This window comes from Affinirhizobium lemnae, from assembly GCF_022968395.1.
GTDB lineage: Bacteria > Pseudomonadota > Alphaproteobacteria > Rhizobiales > Rhizobiaceae > Neorhizobium > Neorhizobium lemnae.
This window is the reverse complement of sequence record NZ_JALJQZ010000039.1, coordinates 14,782-34,038: the sequence shown is the minus strand read 5'-3', so window position 1 is coordinate 34,038 and position 19,257 is coordinate 14,782. Positions and strand designations below refer to the sequence as shown.

At 57.4% G+C, this 19,257-nt stretch carries 14 protein-coding genes and 1 pseudogene; 7 read left to right on the top strand and 8 right to left on the bottom strand.

Annotated elements, in window-relative coordinates; genetic code table 11:
• Positions 1-112: 112 nt before the first annotated feature.
• A pseudogene (locus tag MUU53_RS18505) lies at positions 113-395 on the top strand (transposase); the annotation flags it as partial.
• A 31-nt stretch (positions 396-426) separates the two neighbouring features.
• Here MUU53_RS18505 and MUU53_RS18500 read toward each other — a convergent pair.
• Positions 427-1,179, bottom strand: a complete 753-nt coding sequence (locus MUU53_RS18500) for an IS5 family transposase (RefSeq protein ID WP_247262202.1) — start codon at positions 1,177-1,179, stop codon at positions 427-429.
• A 261-nt stretch (positions 1,180-1,440) separates the two neighbouring features.
• The gene (locus MUU53_RS18495) at positions 1,441-9,048 is read right to left on the bottom strand and encodes an apolipoprotein A-IV repeat region-like domain-containing protein (RefSeq protein ID WP_247262201.1); all 7,608 of its coding nucleotides are present in this window, start codon (positions 9,046-9,048) and stop codon (positions 1,441-1,443) included.
• 465 nt (positions 9,049-9,513) lie between these two features.
• On the opposite strand from MUU53_RS18495, the gene MUU53_RS18490 reads away from it, so the two are divergent.
• Together MUU53_RS18490 and MUU53_RS18485 are read left to right on the top strand one after the other, a co-directional pair.
• Positions 9,514-9,882: an Hpt domain-containing protein gene (locus MUU53_RS18490; protein ID WP_377307228.1), complete on the top strand. Its 369-nt coding sequence runs from the start codon at positions 9,514-9,516 to the stop codon at positions 9,880-9,882.
• A gap of 108 nt (positions 9,883-9,990) precedes the next feature.
• A complete protein-coding gene (locus MUU53_RS18485; protein WP_247262200.1) occupies positions 9,991-10,311 on the top strand; it encodes a 2Fe-2S iron-sulfur cluster-binding protein in 321 nt (106 codons plus the stop codon).
• A gap of 637 nt (positions 10,312-10,948) precedes the next feature.
• Here MUU53_RS18485 and MUU53_RS18480 read toward each other — a convergent pair.
• Positions 10,949-11,566, bottom strand: coding sequence for a DUF922 domain-containing Zn-dependent protease (locus MUU53_RS18480; RefSeq protein WP_377307227.1), 618 nt, complete (start codon positions 11,564-11,566; stop codon positions 10,949-10,951).
• Positions 11,567-11,748: 182 nt separating this feature from the next.
• On the opposite strand from MUU53_RS18480, the gene folP reads away from it, so the two are divergent.
• From folP to folK, 3 genes are read left to right on the top strand one after another with little or no spacing between them, the layout of a single operon-like run.
• Entirely contained in the window at positions 11,749-12,546 is a 798-nt protein-coding gene (folP, locus tag MUU53_RS18475; RefSeq protein ID WP_377307226.1) for a dihydropteroate synthase, read from the top strand.
• Positions 12,543-12,908 carry a dihydroneopterin aldolase gene (folB, locus tag MUU53_RS18470; protein ID WP_247262199.1) on the top strand — a complete coding sequence of 122 codons (366 nt, stop codon included), beginning with the start codon at positions 12,543-12,545 and terminating at the stop codon, positions 12,906-12,908. Before folP ends, folB begins: the two co-directional genes overlap by 4 nt.
• Before the next feature lie 7 nt (positions 12,909-12,915).
• The gene (gene folK / locus MUU53_RS18465; RefSeq protein WP_247262198.1) at positions 12,916-13,422 is read left to right on the top strand and encodes a 2-amino-4-hydroxy-6-hydroxymethyldihydropteridine diphosphokinase; all 507 of its coding nucleotides are present in this window, start codon (positions 12,916-12,918) and stop codon (positions 13,420-13,422) included.
• On the opposite strand, the gene MUU53_RS18460 is transcribed toward folK, so the two are convergent.
• From MUU53_RS18460 to MUU53_RS18445, 4 genes are all read right to left on the bottom strand, one after another.
• On the bottom strand, positions 13,423-13,983 hold the full coding sequence (locus MUU53_RS18460) for a hypothetical protein (RefSeq protein ID WP_247262197.1): 561 nt from the start codon (positions 13,981-13,983) through the stop codon (positions 13,423-13,425).
• 100 nt (positions 13,984-14,083) lie between these two features.
• Positions 14,084-15,142, bottom strand: coding sequence for a YcjF family protein (locus MUU53_RS18455; protein WP_247262196.1), 1,059 nt, complete (start codon positions 15,140-15,142; stop codon positions 14,084-14,086).
• Positions 15,139-16,614 (bottom strand): YcjX family GTP-binding protein, encoded by a 1,476-nt coding sequence (locus tag MUU53_RS18450; RefSeq protein WP_247262195.1) that lies wholly within the window; start codon positions 16,612-16,614, stop codon positions 15,139-15,141. Before MUU53_RS18450 ends, MUU53_RS18455 begins: the two co-directional genes overlap by 4 nt.
• Before the next feature lie 136 nt (positions 16,615-16,750).
• Positions 16,751-17,257: a SixA phosphatase family protein gene (locus tag MUU53_RS18445; protein WP_247262194.1), complete on the bottom strand. Its 507-nt coding sequence runs from the start codon at positions 17,255-17,257 to the stop codon at positions 16,751-16,753.
• Between the two features lie 274 nt (positions 17,258-17,531).
• Here MUU53_RS18445 and dksA point away from each other — a divergent pair, with 274 nt between their 5' ends.
• On the top strand, positions 17,532-17,951 hold the full coding sequence (gene dksA / locus MUU53_RS18440; protein ID WP_062554305.1) for an RNA polymerase-binding protein DksA: 420 nt from the start codon (positions 17,532-17,534) through the stop codon (positions 17,949-17,951).
• A gap of 90 nt (positions 17,952-18,041) precedes the next feature.
• Here dksA and MUU53_RS18435 read toward each other — a convergent pair whose 3' ends face one another.
• Positions 18,042-19,142, bottom strand: coding sequence for a flagellar biosynthetic protein FliO (locus tag MUU53_RS18435; RefSeq protein WP_247262193.1), 1,101 nt, complete (start codon positions 19,140-19,142; stop codon positions 18,042-18,044).
• Positions 19,143-19,257 lie beyond the last annotated feature (115 nt).

Here is a 19,257-nt window from a genome sequence, read left to right as displayed (position 1 = left end):
AAAGACGCTGGTTGCCAGTGAGCGGGACCGGCCCGACGTCGCCCGCAAGCGCACACGATGGCTGAAGCATCGCCATAAGGTCGATGCTTCGTGGCTGGTGTTCATCGAGAAGGCCGCCGCAGTCCTTTGCGGTCTTGCCCCCATGAGCCGCCAATCCGGACGATGGACCGGACGCGCGTTCATTGCTGGCGGGAGGGCCATCGTTCGGCAGGCACTTCTACATGCCAGCGCTCGTCGCCTGCCGCTTCAACCCGGACCTCAGCGCCAAATACGATCAAATCAAAGCCGCAGGAAAAGCGCCAAAACTCGCCATAACCGCCATCATGCGAAAGCTCATCGTGCTCGCAAACGCTCTGCTACGGAAAAACAGAAAATGGACCCCAAAACCAGCTTGATGAAAACGGATACTCTAGGGTCTGTAGGGATTCATCGTGAGTTAATGACGGCCGCTACGAGATATATCATGGCCTGAAAGCACTTGTCTGTTGTACAGGCTCTCATAGCGATGCGTTTGAACTCTTTGAGTTTGCAGAATAAGTTTTCGATCAGGTGTCGCCATTTGTAAATCTCGATGTCGATTTGGAGAGGTACTGATCGACGCGGATGTTGCGAGATGACGATTTTCGCACCACGCTCGTTTAGGTCGGCCACAATGTTGTTGCTATCGAAAGCCTTGTCGGTGAGTAGCGCACCGAACTCGATGCCATCAAAGAGTGGCGCGACGCCGACCGTATCGAAGCGATGGCCCGGCAGCAAGTCGAACCGTACCAGATTACCGAAAGCATCGGTCACTGCCAGGATTTTGGTTGTCATTCCGACTTTTTGAGCGACCGATGGCCCGGCTCTGAGGCCCCCTTTTGCGCCCTGACCGTGTCGGTGGACTTTCACGATGGTGGCATCCACCATGGCGTATTCCATGTCCGGCTCATCAGAGAGAGCATCGAATATGCGCTTGTAAATGTCGGCTTCGCGCCAGTCGCGAAACCTGCGGAATGCCGTGCTCCAGTTGCCAAACGCAGCGGGCAGGTCGCGCCATGGGCTGCCCGTACGCACAATCCAAAGCACCGCTTCAATAAACAGCCGGTTGTTTCCTCCGCTGCGACCGGGATCCATAGGTTTTCCCAGACAATGCGGTTCTATCTTCGCCCATTGGGCGTCTGTGAGTACAAAACGATCCATTCAAAGCGTGCATCACATTCGCGCTCATTTGTGAATCCCCACAGGCTCTGGAACGTGTCGCGAACCTTCAGATTCATTCGTGACGCTTTAATTCTTGTTTTATCGCATGCCGTTACCCCGATGCCGCTGAACACCTTTACGTGGACTATTATTCAGAGAGGAGCCCAGAACGGTTGAGTTCGGCCCGCAAAATAATCCTGAAGCGACAACAGCCGCCTCAAGAGGCGGCTGTTGTCTATTTATGGGTCCGGCCTTTGGCGATCAGCTGTTGAAGCGTCCAGCCGCGTGAGCAAGCATTGTATAGACCTTGCCGGTATCAGAGGTCAGGTAACTCTGCGTTACGGTGCGATCACGGTCGTTGCTCGCGACATCGGAAAGAAGCTTTTCGAAGTCGGCAATGTAGCGGTCCACCGCGACACGGAACTCCGGTTCCCGCTGGTATTTCCGCTGGATCTCATCAAATGTCTGCTGACCCTTCAGCGTATAGAGCCGACGGGTGAAGACATCGCGTTCGCCACGCTGATACCGACGCCACAAATCAACAGAGGCATCGTGGTCGATGGCGCGAGCGATGTCGACGGACAGAGAATTCAGCGACTCCACCATGTGACGCGGATTGCGGCTATCGCCATTTCGGACCGAGGATTCTGCCGGGCGTGCCTGGGCCCGCTGGATAGGGCGTTCCTCATGTCCGTCATCGTCTCGCGATGCACCACGCAGGAGGTCGCTGATCCAGCCTCCGGTCTGCGTTGCCTGCGGAGCAGGTGTCGGGCGGCGAGGAACTGAAGGAGACTGCGGCTGAACTGGGGCCGGCTGCGGTGTCGAGCGATCCATGGGCAGGCTGCCGCGCAGCCCACCGCCGAAGTCGTCATAACGAGGTGTCGGCTGTTGAGGTGCAATCGGCGCACGTTGTGTCATTCGCTCTGGCTGAGGCTGAGGCTGAGGCTGAGGCTGAGGCTGAGGCTGAGGTTGTGGCTGTGCCTCGATGCGTTGCTGAGGTTGCGCTTCCGGACGAGGTGCCTGAGCACGAGGTGGGGCGGGCATGGGTGTAGGCGCCGGGGCGGAGGGCGTTGTCGTCACACGGACAATCGGGGCCGTTGGTCGCGAGATCTCAAGCGACTGGCTCGAACGCCCAACAAGCGCAGAAATATCCTGCAGCGCCTTGATCTGCTCGGAGACAGCGCGACGCATGGCGGCGGCGCTTTCTTTCGCTTCTTCGGGAAGATCGAACGCGCCGCGCTTCAGTTCGCTGCGCGTGTCGTCGAGCTCGCGGCGAATATCCGACGAGGCGCGGCGGATTTCGTCGGTCGCACCGACAAAGCGCTGCACTGCATCTTCCACGGAGCGGCGTAGGCTGTCACGCATATGCTCAGCGGTCGCATCGGACTTTTCCGCCGCATCTGCCAGTACCTTCTCCACATCGGCCAGCGAACCGGCGATTCCGCCACGCATACGATCTGCCAGCAGCCGCGAACGCTTCTCGGCTTCTGAAAGGGTGCCTTCGATCGCTTGGGTTGCCTGCTCGCTGGCACTCATTAGGACACTACGCATACCTTCCGCCGTCTGGGCTGCTTCGCGCTGTGCTGCATCGAGATTGCGGCTGATATCCGTAAACGATGACTGGAGGTTTTGGCGGATGGTACCGCCAACCTCTGCGGAGCGTTCTTCGACACGCTGCAGTGCGCCCTCCACGATTGTGGAAATATTACGCATGTTCGCTTCAATCTCTTCCGAGCGCTGAACAAGGCCGGAGGAGAGGGCGCGCAAAGCATCCTGACGTTCGGTCAGGGTACTGGACAGGTTCGACTGGGCAGCGGACAGGAGCGCAGAAGCCTGATCGAGCACGCGTGTATATTCGTCGAAGCGACCAACGATGCTGCCCACCTGACTGAGTGTGTGGCCAGAGATATGGATGAGGCGATCGACATTGTTATCGAGCAGACGGCTGGAGCTTGCTACCATATCGGCGGCGTTGGAGGAGCTCTCGGTGAAGCGAGCTGCTGCTGCATCCAGTTTCTGGTCGGCTGCCGTCAGACGTGCCGAGGCCTGATCGACCGTAACGCCGATCTCGCGAGCAGCCTGATCGATCAGCGAGGAAATGCCTGTGTTGCTTGCTTCCAGGCGGCTGACGAGATCTTCGACGTTCCGCAGCAAACCGCTTTCGAGGTTGCGTACGGTACCCGCCGCCATCTGGGTACGTTCATTGATTGCAGCCAGGGTCTCGTTCGTGCGCGCTGTGATGGCTTCGACAATCGAGGCACTTTCCTGCCTTACCCGCACACTGCTGCCCTCCGCGGCAGCTGAGACTCGGTTTGCGCCTTCTTCTGCAGCGACAGCAAGACGTTCTGCGGCCGAGCGTCCGGTTTCTGAATACTGGTTTACAAGCGGGCGAGCCTGCTCTTCGATGAGGCGCGACAACTCCGCCGAGCGTGATGCCAGCATGGAGTTCAAGTCACGGGTGCGGTTATCAAGGTTGGCGCGGATCGCTTCGCCGCGCGCTTCCAGAGCCTTGTCCACGGCCTCGATCGCAGTGCTAATGTCATCCGCAGTGTGGTTGAGCGTGGCACGCAGTTCAGCGCCACGGCTCACCATGGTCTGATCGACGGACTGCAATGTACCCTCGATAGAGGCAACCGTCTGGCTAAGCTTGCCGCGGATTGTCTCGCCTCGTTGATCGAGCTGCTGCTGGGCTGCATCAAGCGATTCGTTGATACTCACGACCTGCTTTTCAACGAGAGATCCAGCCTCCGCAACTTTGTGCATGATGGAGTTACCGACTTCGGAGAACGCCTGTGCGACAGCTGCCGCTTGGCCTGCGAGGCGATTCTGCGTTTCACCAATGCGACCGGCTATCTCGTTCGAACGCTCTTCCAGAGCGCGCGCGAATTCTTCGTTCTTTGAGCCCAGTTGTTCGGAGAATTGCGCGCCAGCTTTGCTCAAGGCTTCGGATGCCTGCAGCGCTTCCGCATCGAATTCGCGCGCAGCCGTTCCGATGGCATCGCGCAGACTTGTTGCCAGCGACGCTGCACGTCCTTCGATGGTCTTGCTGACATTCTCGAGACCGATGCCTATGGCGCGGTCCATCGTCGAAAGGCGCTCGTCCACACGGGATGTGCCTGCCACAAAAGTGCTGTCGAGGCGTTCGGAGACATCGCCTGTAATACGCTCGAAATCGGAAATTCCCTTGTTAACTGTCTCACTAAGACGATTAACGCTCTCATAACTGACACGCTCCAGTTCGCCCGTGCGTTCCGCCAGGCGCTCGGAGAGGTCCTGACCTGCCAGTTCCACCATTCCCGTCACGTCATCGATCTGGCCGCGGATACGTTGTTCGATGCCGCCAAATGTTGTTTCGATGCGGTCACCCGTTTGGGCCAGGGTCGATTCGACGCTACCGACAGTCTGCTGCACGCGCGACGACAAGGTCTCAGCCGAAGTCTCGATCTCGGTCGCCGCAGAACTGAGACGGTGTGTGATGGTGCCAGCCGTATTGCGGAGCCGCTCATCCAGGCTAGCGCCCGCGGCCTCGATCTGGCCGCGAAGCTGATCGGACTGATTCTCGAACGACATTTCGAGCATGCCGACACTTGCGGCAACCGATGCGCCGATCGACATAGACTGATCAATCATCATATCGCTGAGGCGTGTATGCGCATCATCCAATGTAGAGGATAGCGCGCTTTCGCTGCTGTGCAGCGTGTTTTTCAATCGATCATGACCGGTATCGAATGCCTTGGCAAAATTTTCTGCGGCAGAATTGACAACTGTTGTGATCTGCGTGTGGCCAATGCCAATCACGTCGGTGACGCGTGAGATACCGGTATCGAGACTCCGTTCGATGCTTGAGGTGCTGGAGGCCAGAGCAATATCGATCCGCTCGGCAGCTGTTCCTACTGTACGATCAATTGCTTCCGCGCCGGTATAGAGCGTGCGGGCAAGTTGGTCATGGCGGTTGGCAAGCGTTTCGTCGAGCCGCTGCTGGTTGTCCTCGTAGGCTGAACGAATTGCTTCGGCCCGGGATGAGAAGCTTTGCTCGATACGCGCGTCTGCCTGCTCCGCAGTCGACATCAGCGAGGCCGCTTTTTCTTCAAACAACATCGAGAGACGATCTTCGTTTAACGCAAACGTCGTACTCAGCGAAAACGCGCGGTCGTCCAGCGACTCGCCAATACGTTCTCCCGCGCCACTGACGATGGAGCTGAGTTCGTCGACCCGGCGGCCGAGCTCATTTGCTATCTGCTGATGGCCTTCGACGAGCGTGCGGGATACGCGCTCGCTTTCGCTATCGAGAAGTTTGCCAAGGCGGTCTTCACCTGTCGAAAGCGCGGTAGCGAAGGCGATTGTCCGGTCGTCCAGGACAGATGTCATCTGTTCGTTGGCGCTCCCGAGAACACCAGACAGTTGATCGACACGGCGTTCCAGATCCAAACTCAACCTCTGATGACCATCTGAAAGAGTGCGTGCCATACGTTCAGACTGGTCATCCAGGGCTGAACCCAGACGATCCTCCGCCAGTGCAAGGGCTGTACCAAGCGCCAGTGTACGATCGTCGAGAATATCGCTGATACGCTCGCTGGCCTCAGAAACAGTGCTGGCCAACTGTATGACCTGCTGCCCAAGCCCGGTCTCGATCCGGTCGCGCGTCACTCCAAGTCTGCGCTCCGCAGTCTCTACATGTTCATCCAGAACCTGCGCGAGCCGATCTTCGCCAAGTGCAAGCCCGGTCGATAGTGCCAAAGTCCGGTCATCCAGTGTTTCTGCAATGCGTTCTGACGCGGTGCCTACAATATGTCCAAGCTGGTCTAAACGGCTTCCGAGATCAGTTTCGATACGCTGGTGCGCAGACAAAATGCGGCTTTCTGCACTGTTGGTATGATCTTCGAGCGCCTCCGCAAACCGATCCTCGCCAAGAGCGAGGCTGGTCGTCAGCGCCAGTGCCCTATCGTCAAGCGTTTCGGTAATACGACCGGTCACACCTTCGACCATTTCACCCAGTTCGTCGATCCTACGACCGACACCGGCTTCCAGCCGTTCCTGCGCCTGTGCTAGCTTTCGTTCAGCCGTATCACTGCGTTCGTCGATCGCACTGGTGATGCGATCCTCGCTGATAGAAAGGCTCGTTGTCAGCGCGAGCGCATGTTCTCCCATCGAGTCCGCGATGCGATCACCGACTTTGCCGACCAGGGTGCCGAGTTCGTTCACACGCTGACCAAGGTCGCCTTCGATTTTCTGATGTGCCTGGGACAGAATGCGAGATGCCGATTCGGTATGCATCTCGATCGCCTGCGTCAGGCGATCCTCGCCAACGGACAAGCTGGTTGTCAGGGCCATGGCCTTGTCGTCCAACGTGTCTGCAATCCGCTCGCTGACGCCGGTTACCAATTCGCCCAGTTCACTCATGCTGCGAGAAAGATCGGTTTCGATGCGCGTATGCCCCTCGCTGAGCACACGCGACATTCCGCTGATGCGCTCGTCCAGAACATCGGCCATACGGTCCGGTGCATTCAGCACAGCAGCTTCGAGAGCTGTCGTGCGAGTGGTGATCGTGCTCTGGAAGCGAGCCTCACTTTCCTGAATAGCCGATGTGAGCGCCTCGCCGCGTTCGTTCAGAACAGTCTGCATCCGCTCGTGCGCATTGGCTACGTTGTCCGCAATGACTGCACTTTGCGCGGCTAGAGCGCTTGAAATTTGCAGATTTCGATCATCGAGATCTTCGATCAGTGCTGCACTTCGGCTTGCAAGCGTCTCCGACAGACCGCGCGTTCTCTCCTCAAGGCCGCCGAGAAATGCCTTCTGATGTGAGTTCAATGTCTGCTCAAGGCGCTGGCTGTTCTGGGCAAGGACGCTATCAATCGTCGTCTGACGGTGCTCCAGTTCAGAGGTCAAAGCAGCGGCCCTGCTATCGAAGCTATCCACCAGCGCCGTACGGCGTGAATCGAGCATTTCCGTCAGGATTGCGGTCCTGATTTCCAGACCATCCGACAGTTCGCCTGCCGTCTGACTTAGGCTGTCTGTCACCGCGCGACCGCGTGCCTGCAGATCGTCGACCAGGACGCGACCGCGTGTTTCTATCCCTTCATTCAGGACACGGTTACGTTCCTCAAGTTCGGCAGTCAGCTTGCGGGTCCTGCTGTCGAGTACATCACCCAACTGGCTGGCTCCTCGTGCGAGCGAGCTGTCGAGAACTTCCTGGCTGGCGCTCAGGGTCGTCGCTATTGAGAGAGAGCGATTGGTGAGTGTTGAACCCAGACGCTCGATGCTAGTAGAAAGAATGCCTTCGATGGAGTCCGATCCGCCGTTAACCGTTTCGCTAATGCGAGCGAGACTTTCGGTGAGCTTTGAGGCAAGCGTGCCTGACCGCTTGTCAAACGCTATCGTGAAATGTTCCAGTCCGTCATCAAAGGTGGTGCTCAATTGGCCGATCGAGGCTTGCAGCCGATCTTCAAAGAGACCGGTGCGCAGGTCGAGATCCATAATGGCGTCATCAGCCGCCGTCTGGAGGCTCTGGCGGAAGCTTGCGCCCTTGTCCTCAAGTGACTGGTTTAGAGACTTGAGGACGGTATTAAGGGAGCCGGTAATCTGGCGCTCGCCGCCGGTCAGGCTCTCACTGATCTCGCGGGTACGGGTGACCAGCGTCTCGTTCAGCAATCTGGTGCGCTCTGCCAGCGCAGCATTAAGTTTTTCCGTGTTCGCGTCCAGCGTCGATGCCCGAGTCTCGAAATCGCGCAGGATTTCGCGGCCACGAGAGGCGAGGGTGGAGTTGAGATTTTCGAGGCGGCTGTCTAACTCCTGCGCGAGACTGGAGCCGGATGCTCCCAGCGCCTTGACGAGGCTTTCCGTCTTGGCCGCCAAAAGCGTGCTCAGTGCTTCTCCCGCAGCATTGGATCGTTCCATGAGAGTCGCCGCGCGGGTGTCGATCATAGACGCAAAGGCTTCGCCGGAGGTCGCAAGGCGAACGGCGATTTCCTCAGTTGCCAGCGAGAGGTCTTCCTTCAGCTGATCATGGGCGCCGACAATGGACGAGCGGATGCGTTCTGCGTGATTGACAATCGCGTCGCGCTCTGAGCCCAGTTCATGCACGAGACCACGTACGCGAAGCTCGTTGTCGGCATAGCTACGCTCGAGTGCACTGACTTCCGAGTGGACAAGCGTCTCAAGCTCGGTCGCACGCGCAATCGTCCGCTCGATGCCTTCGTTCATGGCAGAGACTTCACGCCGCACGGCTTGACCGACCGACATGATACGCTCTGTCGCAATTGTCTCGGGTTCGGCCAGTCGGAGCGCGACTTCCGCCATGGAGCGTGCGGCGTTTCGCAGATCCTGTGCGCGCGCCATCATGATCGCGAAAGCAAAGAATAGCATGATCGGCACAATGATGGCGACGATCACAGCCAGAATGCCGGGCCGCGATACAACGTCCGCTGTGGAGCCTACATCCCACAGAGCGCTGCCGAAGAGGAGTTGTGCGAGACCCAGACCTCCAACGGCCCAAAGGACCGACATGATGGCCGCGTTGCGGAGCGCCGATCGCATGGAGCCGCTCTCCAGCGATCGCATGATGGCAGACGTGGTGCGCCGACCGCTATCATTCGCCGGCGCGAATGCCGGGGATTTTGGTGCTACCGGATCGGAGCCGCCTTTTAGGTTCTCCTGAAACTGGCCCGATCCGCCTCCGGAGGTCGTCTGCTGCGATGCTGTTGAACGCTGCTGCGGTGTTTCTGGCACCGGCGCCTCCTGGGCAGATGATGATGACTTTCGACGCGGCGCTGCCTTAGGCTCCGGCTCATCGTTGAACTCGATTTTCAGCGCATCTTCCAGTGCCTGGAATGCGGTCTCGTCCATCGACTCGCTGTGCGGGTTCTTAGCCATGCAGGTTACGCCTCGTTACATACTCGTCCGGCCGATTGCGGTGTACGCCGTTGTGCCGCTCGCGAAACCATCAATCAAGCCAACGGCTTTGCACACCAAACCGTGCAAAAGCCGCTTATTCACTTTGGTCCGTACCTTCCTCGCAAACAGGACTTAAGAAAGGCTTGGCCCAATAATTCAACAGCCGAGAACGTGATGTCCACACCTGCTGTAAGCGTACTGTAGTGGCACATTACCGCGAGTTAGACAATTCAGCCTCCCCAGTGTGGATCAACAGCGGGTTGTTGTTAACAGTTTTTAAACCGGATCACGGATCGATTCCCGTTAATTTGGTAGCGCTTAGCGTAAATTAACCATAAGCAAAGAAATAGGGTCGCTTCTGTGCCGAAATTAAACCGAACTCCATCCTGATCCTTCTTGATATAGGCTGATCGCAAGGGCTTAGACAAAAAGAGGTATCGGGACATGGCATCAGCAAGCATCGCATTCGAAGCTCCTTCGCTGGAAAAGCACGGTCGCATGAGCTCTGGAAGTCCAATTGATCTGGTGCATCTTGCCGTGCAGACCATGGGCGACAAGGCGCTAGAAGACGAAATTCTGAACCTGTTCGCGCGGCAGGCTCGCGCCGCTCTCCACGACATGGCGGATGCCGAAGGCAAGGCACTGGCAGATGTCGCTCATCGGTTGAAAAGCGCAGCGTCCGCCGTTGGTGCGTTTCGAGTGGTCAAGCATGCCGAGGCGCTGGAAGCCAATCCATTCGATGCAGGGCATCTTGCTTCCATCAGCGCCGCAGTCGTTGAGGCGGAAAACTTCATTCTGAAATTAATGCGGTAACCTCAAAGCCGTCAATTAAGGCACGATTGATAAAGGCCAGATCTCGTTGACTGAGGCGGAGAATTGTCGGAAGACAACGCCGCCTCTTTTTGCATTCGGGAAACAGCCATGACAAAAATTACCATAGTTGCCTTTGACGGGACTCGCTTTGAACTGGACGCGCAGCCAGGTTCGACTGTCATGGAAAACGCTGTCCGCAATTCGGTTCCGGGCATCGATGCCGAATGCGGCGGTGCCTGCGCCTGTGCCACCTGTCATGTCTATGTGGACGATGCCTGGACCGCCGTCGTTGGCGGACCAGCTCCAATGGAAGAAGACATGCTGGATTTTGCGGCCGATGTCCGGCCTAATTCCCGCCTTTCCTGTCAGATCAAGGTGACGCCGGAGCTTGATGGTCTCGTGGTCTCCGTTCCTGAGCGCCAGGGCTGAAATACGGATCAACGTATCTGAATTGGAAGGCTAGCAAAAAAGTGCCTCGCCGCTGATTTTGCAGGCGAGGCCAAGGCGGGCGTATCACCATAAGGCGAGGGAGGAATCACCTTCGGTATCCGGATACGCCGGGAGAACAGGGTCATTCACGAACTCGGAAAACAGTGAAACGTTCTATGCTGCGGTGGTCAGGCACGTAAAACAAGAGTGCAGCGAACTGCGCAGCGTTGATGCTGACTGCGGAAATCTGCTCCGCGCACCGGAAGGCAATTTGCCGCTTAATCATCGGAGAGTCATCGGACAAGGGAACTGAACCGCCATAAATCGGTCTTGTTGTTGCCGCGAAATCGGTATCACTCAAAGACAAATGCGTATCTGTGTGGCATCCACTGATTTGGGCGTTGCCGCATGCGCCGCCTCGCATGCGGCAACGGGACCATAACTTCCAAAGACGTCTCGTGTTCGCCTCTTTCAGTGAGACTTAATGTAGCCGTTAACTGACGCAAACTCTATTGGAAGTTTTCACCGATCAATCACGGCATGTCACGCAAGCTTGACGCAAGCTTCAGTGCTGATTCGTTTGTATACAGTTGCTGGTAGGGCAGGGTTGTAATTAGCCGTATTTGATGCCTGAATTTCAATTCGCGGCTGCTGAACGGTTCTTCAGCAGGCGCATCATGCGAGAATCGAAGTTCTTCGACTCGATGATGTCGAACTGGAGCTGATCGCGATCATGATCCTCGATCATGCTCTTGGTCAGGCGACCGACTTCGCTCTCGAGTTCCTTACATGTCCTGCGGGAACCCAGAGACTGCAAACTGTTCTCCAGTTTTCTCGCATAACCACGCGCAATTTCGGCATGCCTTTCCTCATGTCGCTTGATATCGGCCGAGAGCGTGTCCCAGATCAGGCCGAGCGTGTCTGTCGCTTGTCTGCGATTGACCCAGTGGGGCAGGGTAATATGGGTCTTCAGCGTGACGTTTACGTCGCCGATCGAGCAGTTCCGATCCGTTTCGAGATATGTCACTTCACCGCCAAACTTGATCTGCGTGGCGCCGGGATGCCTGAAACCCGTCGAGCGGGTCAGTGGGCCATGCTTCTGGAGCTGATTGTCCAGATCGTCTGCCGTTCGGCCGCTGATCGAGAAATAGGAATAGGTCTTCGTGATGCGCGGACTTGCGCCAGCGAGCAGTGGAACAAGCAGAACGACGAGCATTGCGCCGAAAACGCTACTGATGCGGCGGGCGACCAACATTCTGTGCCTTATTGAGATTGCAGTTGGCGGAAGCTTGGGGCATAGCCGTCGCCATCGCAACAGCGCAAGCGCGAAAATTTTCGTTACCCAAGGCTATTGAGGCAAACGTGATATCTCCCGGCAACAGACTATGGACAGTGGGAAGAGACCGGACACTGCCTTTGGGTCCGACAGGACATCTGATGGCGATCATCAACGTGACGCCCGATTCCTTTTCGGATGGCGGTCGCCACATGAATGTGGATGCAGCCCTAGCCCATGCGCTCAAGGCGGTTGAAGAGGGTGCGGTCATTCTGGACATCGGCGGCGAGTCGACCCGGCCAGGTGCAGAGCCGGTGACGCCGCTGGAAGAGCAACGCCGCATCCTCCCGGTTATTGAAGCGCTGGCGAACAGTGCGGATTGCCTGATCTCGGTGGATACGTACCGGGCCGAGACTGCAATGCTTGCGCTGGAAGCGGGTGCTCATATCGTGAATGACGTTTACGGTCTACGCCATGATCCTGCCATGACGACAGTGGTTGCTGAAACCGGCGCAGGTCTCATCATGATGCATACCGGGCGCGGTCGCGAAGCCGAAAAACTTGCCGACGTCATCGACGATCAGCGCTTCTTCTTCTCCCGGCAAATGGAAGTTGCTGCCAAGGGCGGGATTGACCGCGACCGCATCATCCTTGATCCAGGTTTCGGTTTTGCCAAGGACCGGGACGAGGATTTTTCGCTTATGGCGCGCTTCGAAGAGCTGACCAGTCTCGATATGCCGCTTCTTGTTGGAACGTCCCGCAAGCGCTTCATCGGGTTCACGACGGGCCGAGATCAGGCCGATCAGCGCGACGTTGGAACGGCGGCGACCACGGCAATGCTGAGACTGGCGGGGGCTTGCCTGTTCAGGGTTCATAATGTTGCCGTCAATCGCGATGCACTACACATGGCGGATGCCGTGCTGCAGGCGCGCGGCGCCGATACGGAGACGGACAATTGAACACCTACACGATCACCCTCAAGAACTGCGCTTTCTTTGCCAGGCATGGTGCGATGGCGGAAGAAGCCGTTCTTGGACAGCGCTTTTTCGTGGATGCCGAGCTGGACGTGCCGGCGAACGCTGCTTTGACCGAGGACGATCTGGACGCCACCATGCATTATGGCCATGCCTTTGCGGTGATCGAGGAGGTCGTAACAGGAACGCGGCGCGCTCTGATCGAGGCCTTGGCGCAGGACGTGGCAGTGGCACTCTGCGCGCGATTTCCGATGATTTGCCGCGCGGCCATCACCGTTCGCAAGCCGAGCGTGCCGATCCCCGGAATTCTGGATTATGTCGAGGTGCGCGTTGAGCACCGGCCCTGATTCCCGAATGGTGCAGGCAAGCATCGGCCTTGGAGGCAATCTCGGCGATCCGATCAAAGCCATGGCCGAAGCGCTTCATGCTTTCGACCAGCATCCGGATTGCGCCCTGACAGGTGTTTCCCGTCTTTATCGAACACCACCATGGGGCAAGACGGATCAGGCCGATTTTTTCAACTCCTGTGCGGTGCTGAGCACGAGCTTGGAGCCGCCTGCGCTGTTGGAGCTGTGTCTCTCAATCGAGAAAAGCATGAAGCGGGTTCGCATCGAGCGGTGGGGTCCGCGGACCATCGATATCGATGTACTGACCTATGGCGATGCCGTTATCGATATGGAGGGTCTGGAAGTCCCGCATCCGCGCATGACGCAGCGCGCCTTTGTTCTGATGCCGCTTGCCGATCTGCTGCCGCACCAGATCGTTTCTGGAAAAACAGTTTCGGCCTGGCTGGACCAGGCCGACAAGGCAGGCATCGAGGTTGAAAGCCGAGACGGGAATTGGTGGCTAAGCCACCGATAATTACTCGTTTGCTGCGATGGCGCCGACGGCCATCTGGTCCGTATCGCGCTTGAGGGCCAGTCCGATGACAGGAACCATCTCGTCCTCGACCTTGACCGAGATCGTGATATTCATCGCGTTATCATCCTGCATGCGGGCAATCATGGCGCCATTCAGCTTTGCACGGTTGATGCCAACGACGATCTTGTCGCCATTCACTGCGCCTGACACGATATCAAGGCCCTTGCCAGCAGCACCGTCGAGGAACTGCCCCTTGTAGGAACCGCCTGCCTGCTTGATGACGGCGGACATTGGCTGCTTGAACACGCCAACCCGGCAAGTGCCATCCAGCTTGATCCCCGCATCGCCATCCTTGTTGGGTTCGCCAGTCAGGTTGCAGGTGAATTTCGTACCCTTATATTTGCCTGCAACGATCTCGCCCGGGCCGGACCAGACGCCAGAGGCGGTCTGGAAGAAGGCCTTATCGCGAGGTCCAGCATTTGCGAAGGAATGCGAGGCTATAAGAGCGATGCCAGCAATAAGAAAAAGCCCGCCTTTGGGCGAAAAGAAGCGCGAGACCATTTAACTTTCCTTGGGCGAGCGGCGTCCTGAACTGTCCTAACTATACGTCTGGATGGTTAATGAGCGGTTTCTTTTTTGACATTGTCCGACTTTGGACTGATCAGGAAGGTGATTTCGTGGTCGACAGGATGTCCGACATGAAGTCGCCGATACCCGGTCTTTTCAAGGCCTTGAACGGCAGTGGACGGCAAAGATCCATCGCCGCTATGCCGATCCGGGCTGTCAGGAGCCCGTTGATCACGCCCTCGCCGAGGCGCGTGGAAAGCTTTGCCGCCAAGCCATGGCCGAGAACCTGCTGCGCGAGGCTGTCGCCAACAGCAATGGAGCCGGTCACGGCCAGATGTGCCACGACATCCCGCAAAATGCGGATCAAGCCCAGCGTACCCGGGCGGCCACCATAGAGCTCAGCCATTGCGCGAACGAGCCGCGTGACTTCAAACAAGACATAGGCGAGATCCACAATCGCGCGAGGACTAACCGCGGTGACGACCGAGGTTCGCCTGGAGGCCGCGAGAATCATCGTCCGGGCCCGGGCATCGAGTGGTGAGAGAAGCTCTCTTTCCGCCAGTTCAATGAGCTGTGGCGCGTCGATGATGTCATCTTTCGTTGCAGCGATTGCAGCGCGCCCCTTTGCGGTTTCCGGGCGGTGGGAAAGAATCGTTTCCAGGCGGTCGATAAGCGATCTAGCCTGACGCGGCGAATCCTTTGGAAAAATGGATTCGGCTTCATTCTTGATATGCTGGATCGCACTGATGCGCATTAGGCCCAGCACTTCGCGACCGACCACAACAACCAAGGCCAGTGCTGACAAAGCAAGGAGCCCGATGGCTGTATAGCCCAGCCAATCTGACCGCGCGAACAGATCCCTGACGATCTGATCAGCCCAAAGCCAGAAGGCCATGGACAGGAAAGCGCTTATCCCCGCCGCTGCCAGCTTTCCAAAAGAAAAGCGACGTTTGCGTGGACGCGCTTCAAGCTCTGCCGCTGCGCCCAGTTCAGACGCTTGTAGAAACACATCCTGCTCGTCCGGGACGACTGTGAAACCTTCATCGAATGCTTGCGGCTTGCGCGGCGCTGCAACGGTTTTCTCGGTTTCCAGGGAGAATGCTTCCGGTCTTCGTGGGGAGAACGGCGGTGGTGTTTGTTTGTCCGTTGTCATGCCAGACGATCTCCGATCAGAAACTGGAGCGCTCGATCAAGGCGGATGTGCGGAATGGACAGCGTTGCGCCTGAGCCGCTTTCCTCCAGGTTAGGCGGGCGAAAACGCACAATGTTCAAATGCGGTAGGCGACTTTCTTGAGATGTTGAATCGGAGTGCTGAAAAAGTGAGTCCGATCTTTCCGGTAAGTCACCGGGAAATATCGCTGTTTTCCGGTTTCCATCGAATGTATCGCCGCCGATCGTCTCGCCTTGCATGGGCGTGCCCGTGATAACCGGAAGATCCTGTCCGTTCTGCCGCACCACGGCTTCACGGGTTGCCCTCACGGAGGCCATTGCAATGACTTCTATGCCAGCACCCGCTATTCCTATTCGCTCGATGGCGCGATCAACGATACGGCGCGTGATCGCTTCCAGCCGGTCATGGCTTTCGTGATGCAGATGATCGGCTTTGGTTGCGGCAATCAGGACCTTATCGATCCGCCTGCCCATCAGGCTGGAGAGAATGGAATTGCTGCCGGGTCGGAAACAGGCAAGGACGTCCTGCAAGGCTCGTTCAAGATCCTGTACGGCTTCCGGTCCACGGTTCAGAGCCTGCAAGGCATCTATCAGCACAATCTGACGATCAAGCCGTGCAAAATGCTCGCGAAAGAAAGGTCGAACAACGACCGATTTGTAGGCCTCGAACCGCCGCTCCATCATCGCGCCAAGGCTGCCCTTTTCGAAGCGCTGGTCGCCAAGATCGGGCAGCGGGGCAAAGGTGAGGGCAGGAGAGCCATCCAGATCGCCGGGCATCAGGAAGCGTCCCGGGGGCAGTGTCGAAAGCGATCTTTCGTCTGATTTGCAGGCACGCAGATAGGCCGCAAAACGCTCCGCAAGCCGCTTTGCGGTCATTTCGTCCGCCGGCGTGTTCGGATCAAGCGTCGCGGCCAAATCCAGCCATTCCGCGGAAAGTTCGCGGCGCACCCCGGATCTGGCCAGTCTGGTCGTGTTTTCACAGAATGTCCGATAATCCTGACCCAGAAGCGGCAGATCGAGCAGCCATTCGCCCGGATAATCGACGATATCGATGGACAGCTTACCGGCTGAAAACATCCGGTTCCAGCCGCTTGCGCTCTCATACTGGATCGTCAACCGCAGTTCGGAAATTGCGCGGGTCGAGTCCGGCCAAATCCGTTCGCGAACAAGTGCCTGGACGTGATCCTCGTATTGGAACCGCGGGATTGCATCATCCGGCTGAGGTTCAAGGCGGACCGATGACACGCGTCCTGATCGGATTGCTTCGAAAAGCGGCAAGCGACCACCGTGCAGAAGATTGTGTACAAGCGATGAAATAAAGACCGTCTTGCCTGCGCGGGAAAGGCCGGTGACACCCAGCCTGACTGTGGGGTTCAGCAGATTGGTCGCTTTATCGCCCAGGCTATCCAGCACAATCAGCGCATCATCCCGGAAGGTTGTCAGTGATGGAGACAATTTAAGATCTGTCCGTTTCGCTTCCCTTTCCTCCAGATAGAGACTGGAACAATGCGAAAAAGGTAGCTGTTTCAAATTTTCCCCTTGACGTGAAAGGTTACCAGGCGGGGCCTTCTATACTGGATGTGCTCCATGGTCATGGAGCGAAAAAAGCGCCCAACTGCCAGGGTCCTTGCGCAGATCCGCTTCTGGGATCATGACCAAGCGCAGCAAAACCGGCTGTCGGGAAACCCGCTGGAATGATTGATGCCGTAGGGTCGGAACCGATCATCGTTTCCAGCAGCACTTCGATGGAAGGATTATGGCCGATCACCATCAATCGAGCAACGGTCTGTGCCCTTATGATCGCCAGATAGGTTTCGACGGGAGCGTTGTAGAGTTCATCCAGATATTGAACTTGCATTTCCTCATTGATCGCTTCGATGACGGAGGCGGCCGTGCCACGGCAACGATGCGCAGACGAACACAGAAGCAGGTCGGGCCGGTATCCGCTACTGGCAGTCATGCGAGCGACCGCATTTGCCTCCGCTATGCCACGTGCATCCAAAGCGCGATCGAAATCCCGCTCCCCTGGCTGGGGCCAACCCGAGTGAGCGTGGCGCATCAGATAGATTTCGAATGGGGGCGGGTTCGGTTTTTCCATAAAACATTCATTAGATTATGAGGCTCGAAAAGAAGTAACAAGATCGCGTTGCCGCCGTCAACACCACCTTTTTTAGCAGAGAGCATGCCGCCCACAGATCAGGGTTGAGGAGGCGGGCTGGCAGTGATGCCGATAAAAGTGCATAAAATATAGTCGTTTAGCCAAAATTTATGACAGATTTAAAAATGTATTGATAAGCTTTACAAGGCTTGTGCAAGTCTGGTGTGTTGGAGTATAGGACGCCGCGTGAGAGCTGTTCTCCAGGAGAATTGCGTTGAGTGAGAAGATCGACCTTAGCAGCTACGTCCTCTCGGAAGACGAAGAATTCATGAATGCCAATCAGCGGGCATACTTCCGAGCAAAGCTGATAGCCTGGAAAAATGACATATTGAGGGAAGCGCGCGAAACCCTCGATCACCTAGCTGAAGAAAGCGCCAATCATCCCGATCTTGCCGACCGGGCATCTTCCGAAACCGATAGGGCCATCGAACTGCGTGCTCGCGATCGACAGAGAAAGCTGATCTCCAAGATCGATGCAGCGCTCCAGCGCATTGAAGACGGCACATACGGCTATTGTGAGGAAACCGGCGAACCAATTGGGTTGAAGCGTTTGGATGCTAGGCCGATCGCGACGCTTTCGATCGAGGCGCAGGAGCGCCACGAGCGACGGGAAAAGGTTTATCGCGACGAATAATCGTGCTCGACCCGATCTGACTTCAAACTTTCCAGGCACGCCAACAAGCGTGCCTCTTTTATTTCGACCATAAATCTTCTGATTTGATGGTCATTTCCCATCGCGCGTTACGGACATTTCACCGAAAATCCGTGCAATCTCGTTTTGTAGCATTGGCTCCGCCGTCGCGCCGGTAACCCGCGGATTTGCCGGATCCCGACGCGGCAGCATTGGCGTGAAGCTATCTTTCGCCGGGTCGCTCTTTTGCGCCGATAGATTGTTGGCCATTTCTTCCTCAAGGATGCGATCGAATTCGCTTCCAAGAGAACGCGGCTTTGCTGCCTCCATGTCCGGTTCTTTGGCAACCGGCTGGGGCGGAGGGGAAACCGGAGCATCGGCTTGGACCAGCTTTTCTGCTGAAGCGGGATCAAGTACCGCCGGTTCTGTTTTCGCAGGCGCAGACACGGGGCTGCGGTCCACGGCCGGTTGGAAGACGCGCCGGCGTGCTGCGTCCAGCGCATCGCTGGCGGCACCAATATCCGGCGCCTTTGATGCTTCGGTTATGCCATTTGTTGGACGCACCGGTTCTGTCACTGTCTGAACCGTGGGAACCGGCTCCAAGACGACTGGCTCGATGACGGCAGGCTTCTTCTGCCCCGCCTGCGGACGCTTTGCCGCCTCCGCCACCGGTTCAAAGGATTTGACCGGCTCGGCCCGTTGTGATGGCGCGGACGATGCGTGCGCCTCGGCACGTGGGGTCTTCGGCTGAATTGAAGCTGTTGGTGCAGTGGGCGCAACAGTGGCGTCAGGCTTGGCGGCGGCGATGCGAGGCCGTGGAGCGGGAGTGTCGAGTCGAACATCTGAACTTGCGGCGGATGGCAAAGCGGTGGCCGTTGAATAGGCAAGCGCTTCGCCATCGCGCGCCGCACCAATGCCGCTTTCGATAACGACATCCGTTGGACCGCCGATCATGACGAGATGTTCCACGTTGTCACGCCGGATCAGAACGATACGACGACGGGCGTCGACCGCTGCTGCGTCCAGCACCTGAAGGCGTGGCTGCCGGTTCTTTCCACCACGCAGAAAGGGAGAGGGTCCGCTGCGACGGCGGATGAGATAAAGAATGCCGAACAAAAGCAGGAGGCCAATGCCGACGCCAAGGACGGCAATGACCAGGCGGCTCCCGTAGGCAGTCATCAATTCATCCACCATGGTTGTCTTCTACTCCAATTGTTTCAGCAATCTCGACCCGTACGAAGGGGGGGCATACTACCAGCAGGCCTGAGCAAGCGGCAAGACATGGATCAACTGGCCATGCAAAGCACCG

Excerpts from the sequence above, each read along its gene's own strand:
- MUU53_RS18500 (WP_247262202.1), bottom strand. The coding sequence starts at position 1,179 with ATGGATCGTTTTGTACTCACAGACGCCCAATGGGCGAAGATAGAACCG.
- MUU53_RS18495 (WP_247262201.1), bottom strand. The coding sequence starts at position 9,048 with ATGGCTAAGAACCCGCACAGCGAGTCGATGGACGAGACCGCATTCCAG.
- MUU53_RS18490 (WP_377307228.1), top strand. The coding sequence starts at position 9,514 with ATGGCATCAGCAAGCATCGCATTCGAAGCTCCTTCGCTGGAAAAGCAC.
- MUU53_RS18485 (WP_247262200.1), top strand. The coding sequence starts at position 9,991 with ATGACAAAAATTACCATAGTTGCCTTTGACGGGACTCGCTTTGAACTG.
- MUU53_RS18480 (WP_377307227.1), bottom strand. The coding sequence starts at position 11,566 with ATGTTGGTCGCCCGCCGCATCAGTAGCGTTTTCGGCGCAATGCTCGTC.
- folP (WP_377307226.1), top strand. The coding sequence starts at position 11,749 with ATGGCGATCATCAACGTGACGCCCGATTCCTTTTCGGATGGCGGTCGC.
- folK (WP_247262198.1), top strand. The coding sequence starts at position 12,916 with ATGGTGCAGGCAAGCATCGGCCTTGGAGGCAATCTCGGCGATCCGATC.
- MUU53_RS18460 (WP_247262197.1), bottom strand. The coding sequence starts at position 13,983 with ATGGTCTCGCGCTTCTTTTCGCCCAAAGGCGGGCTTTTTCTTATTGCT.
- MUU53_RS18455 (WP_247262196.1), bottom strand. The coding sequence starts at position 15,142 with ATGACAACGGACAAACAAACACCACCGCCGTTCTCCCCACGAAGACCG.
- MUU53_RS18445 (WP_247262194.1), bottom strand. The coding sequence starts at position 17,257 with ATGGAAAAACCGAACCCGCCCCCATTCGAAATCTATCTGATGCGCCAC.
- MUU53_RS18435 (WP_247262193.1), bottom strand. The coding sequence starts at position 19,142 with ATGGTGGATGAATTGATGACTGCCTACGGGAGCCGCCTGGTCATTGCC.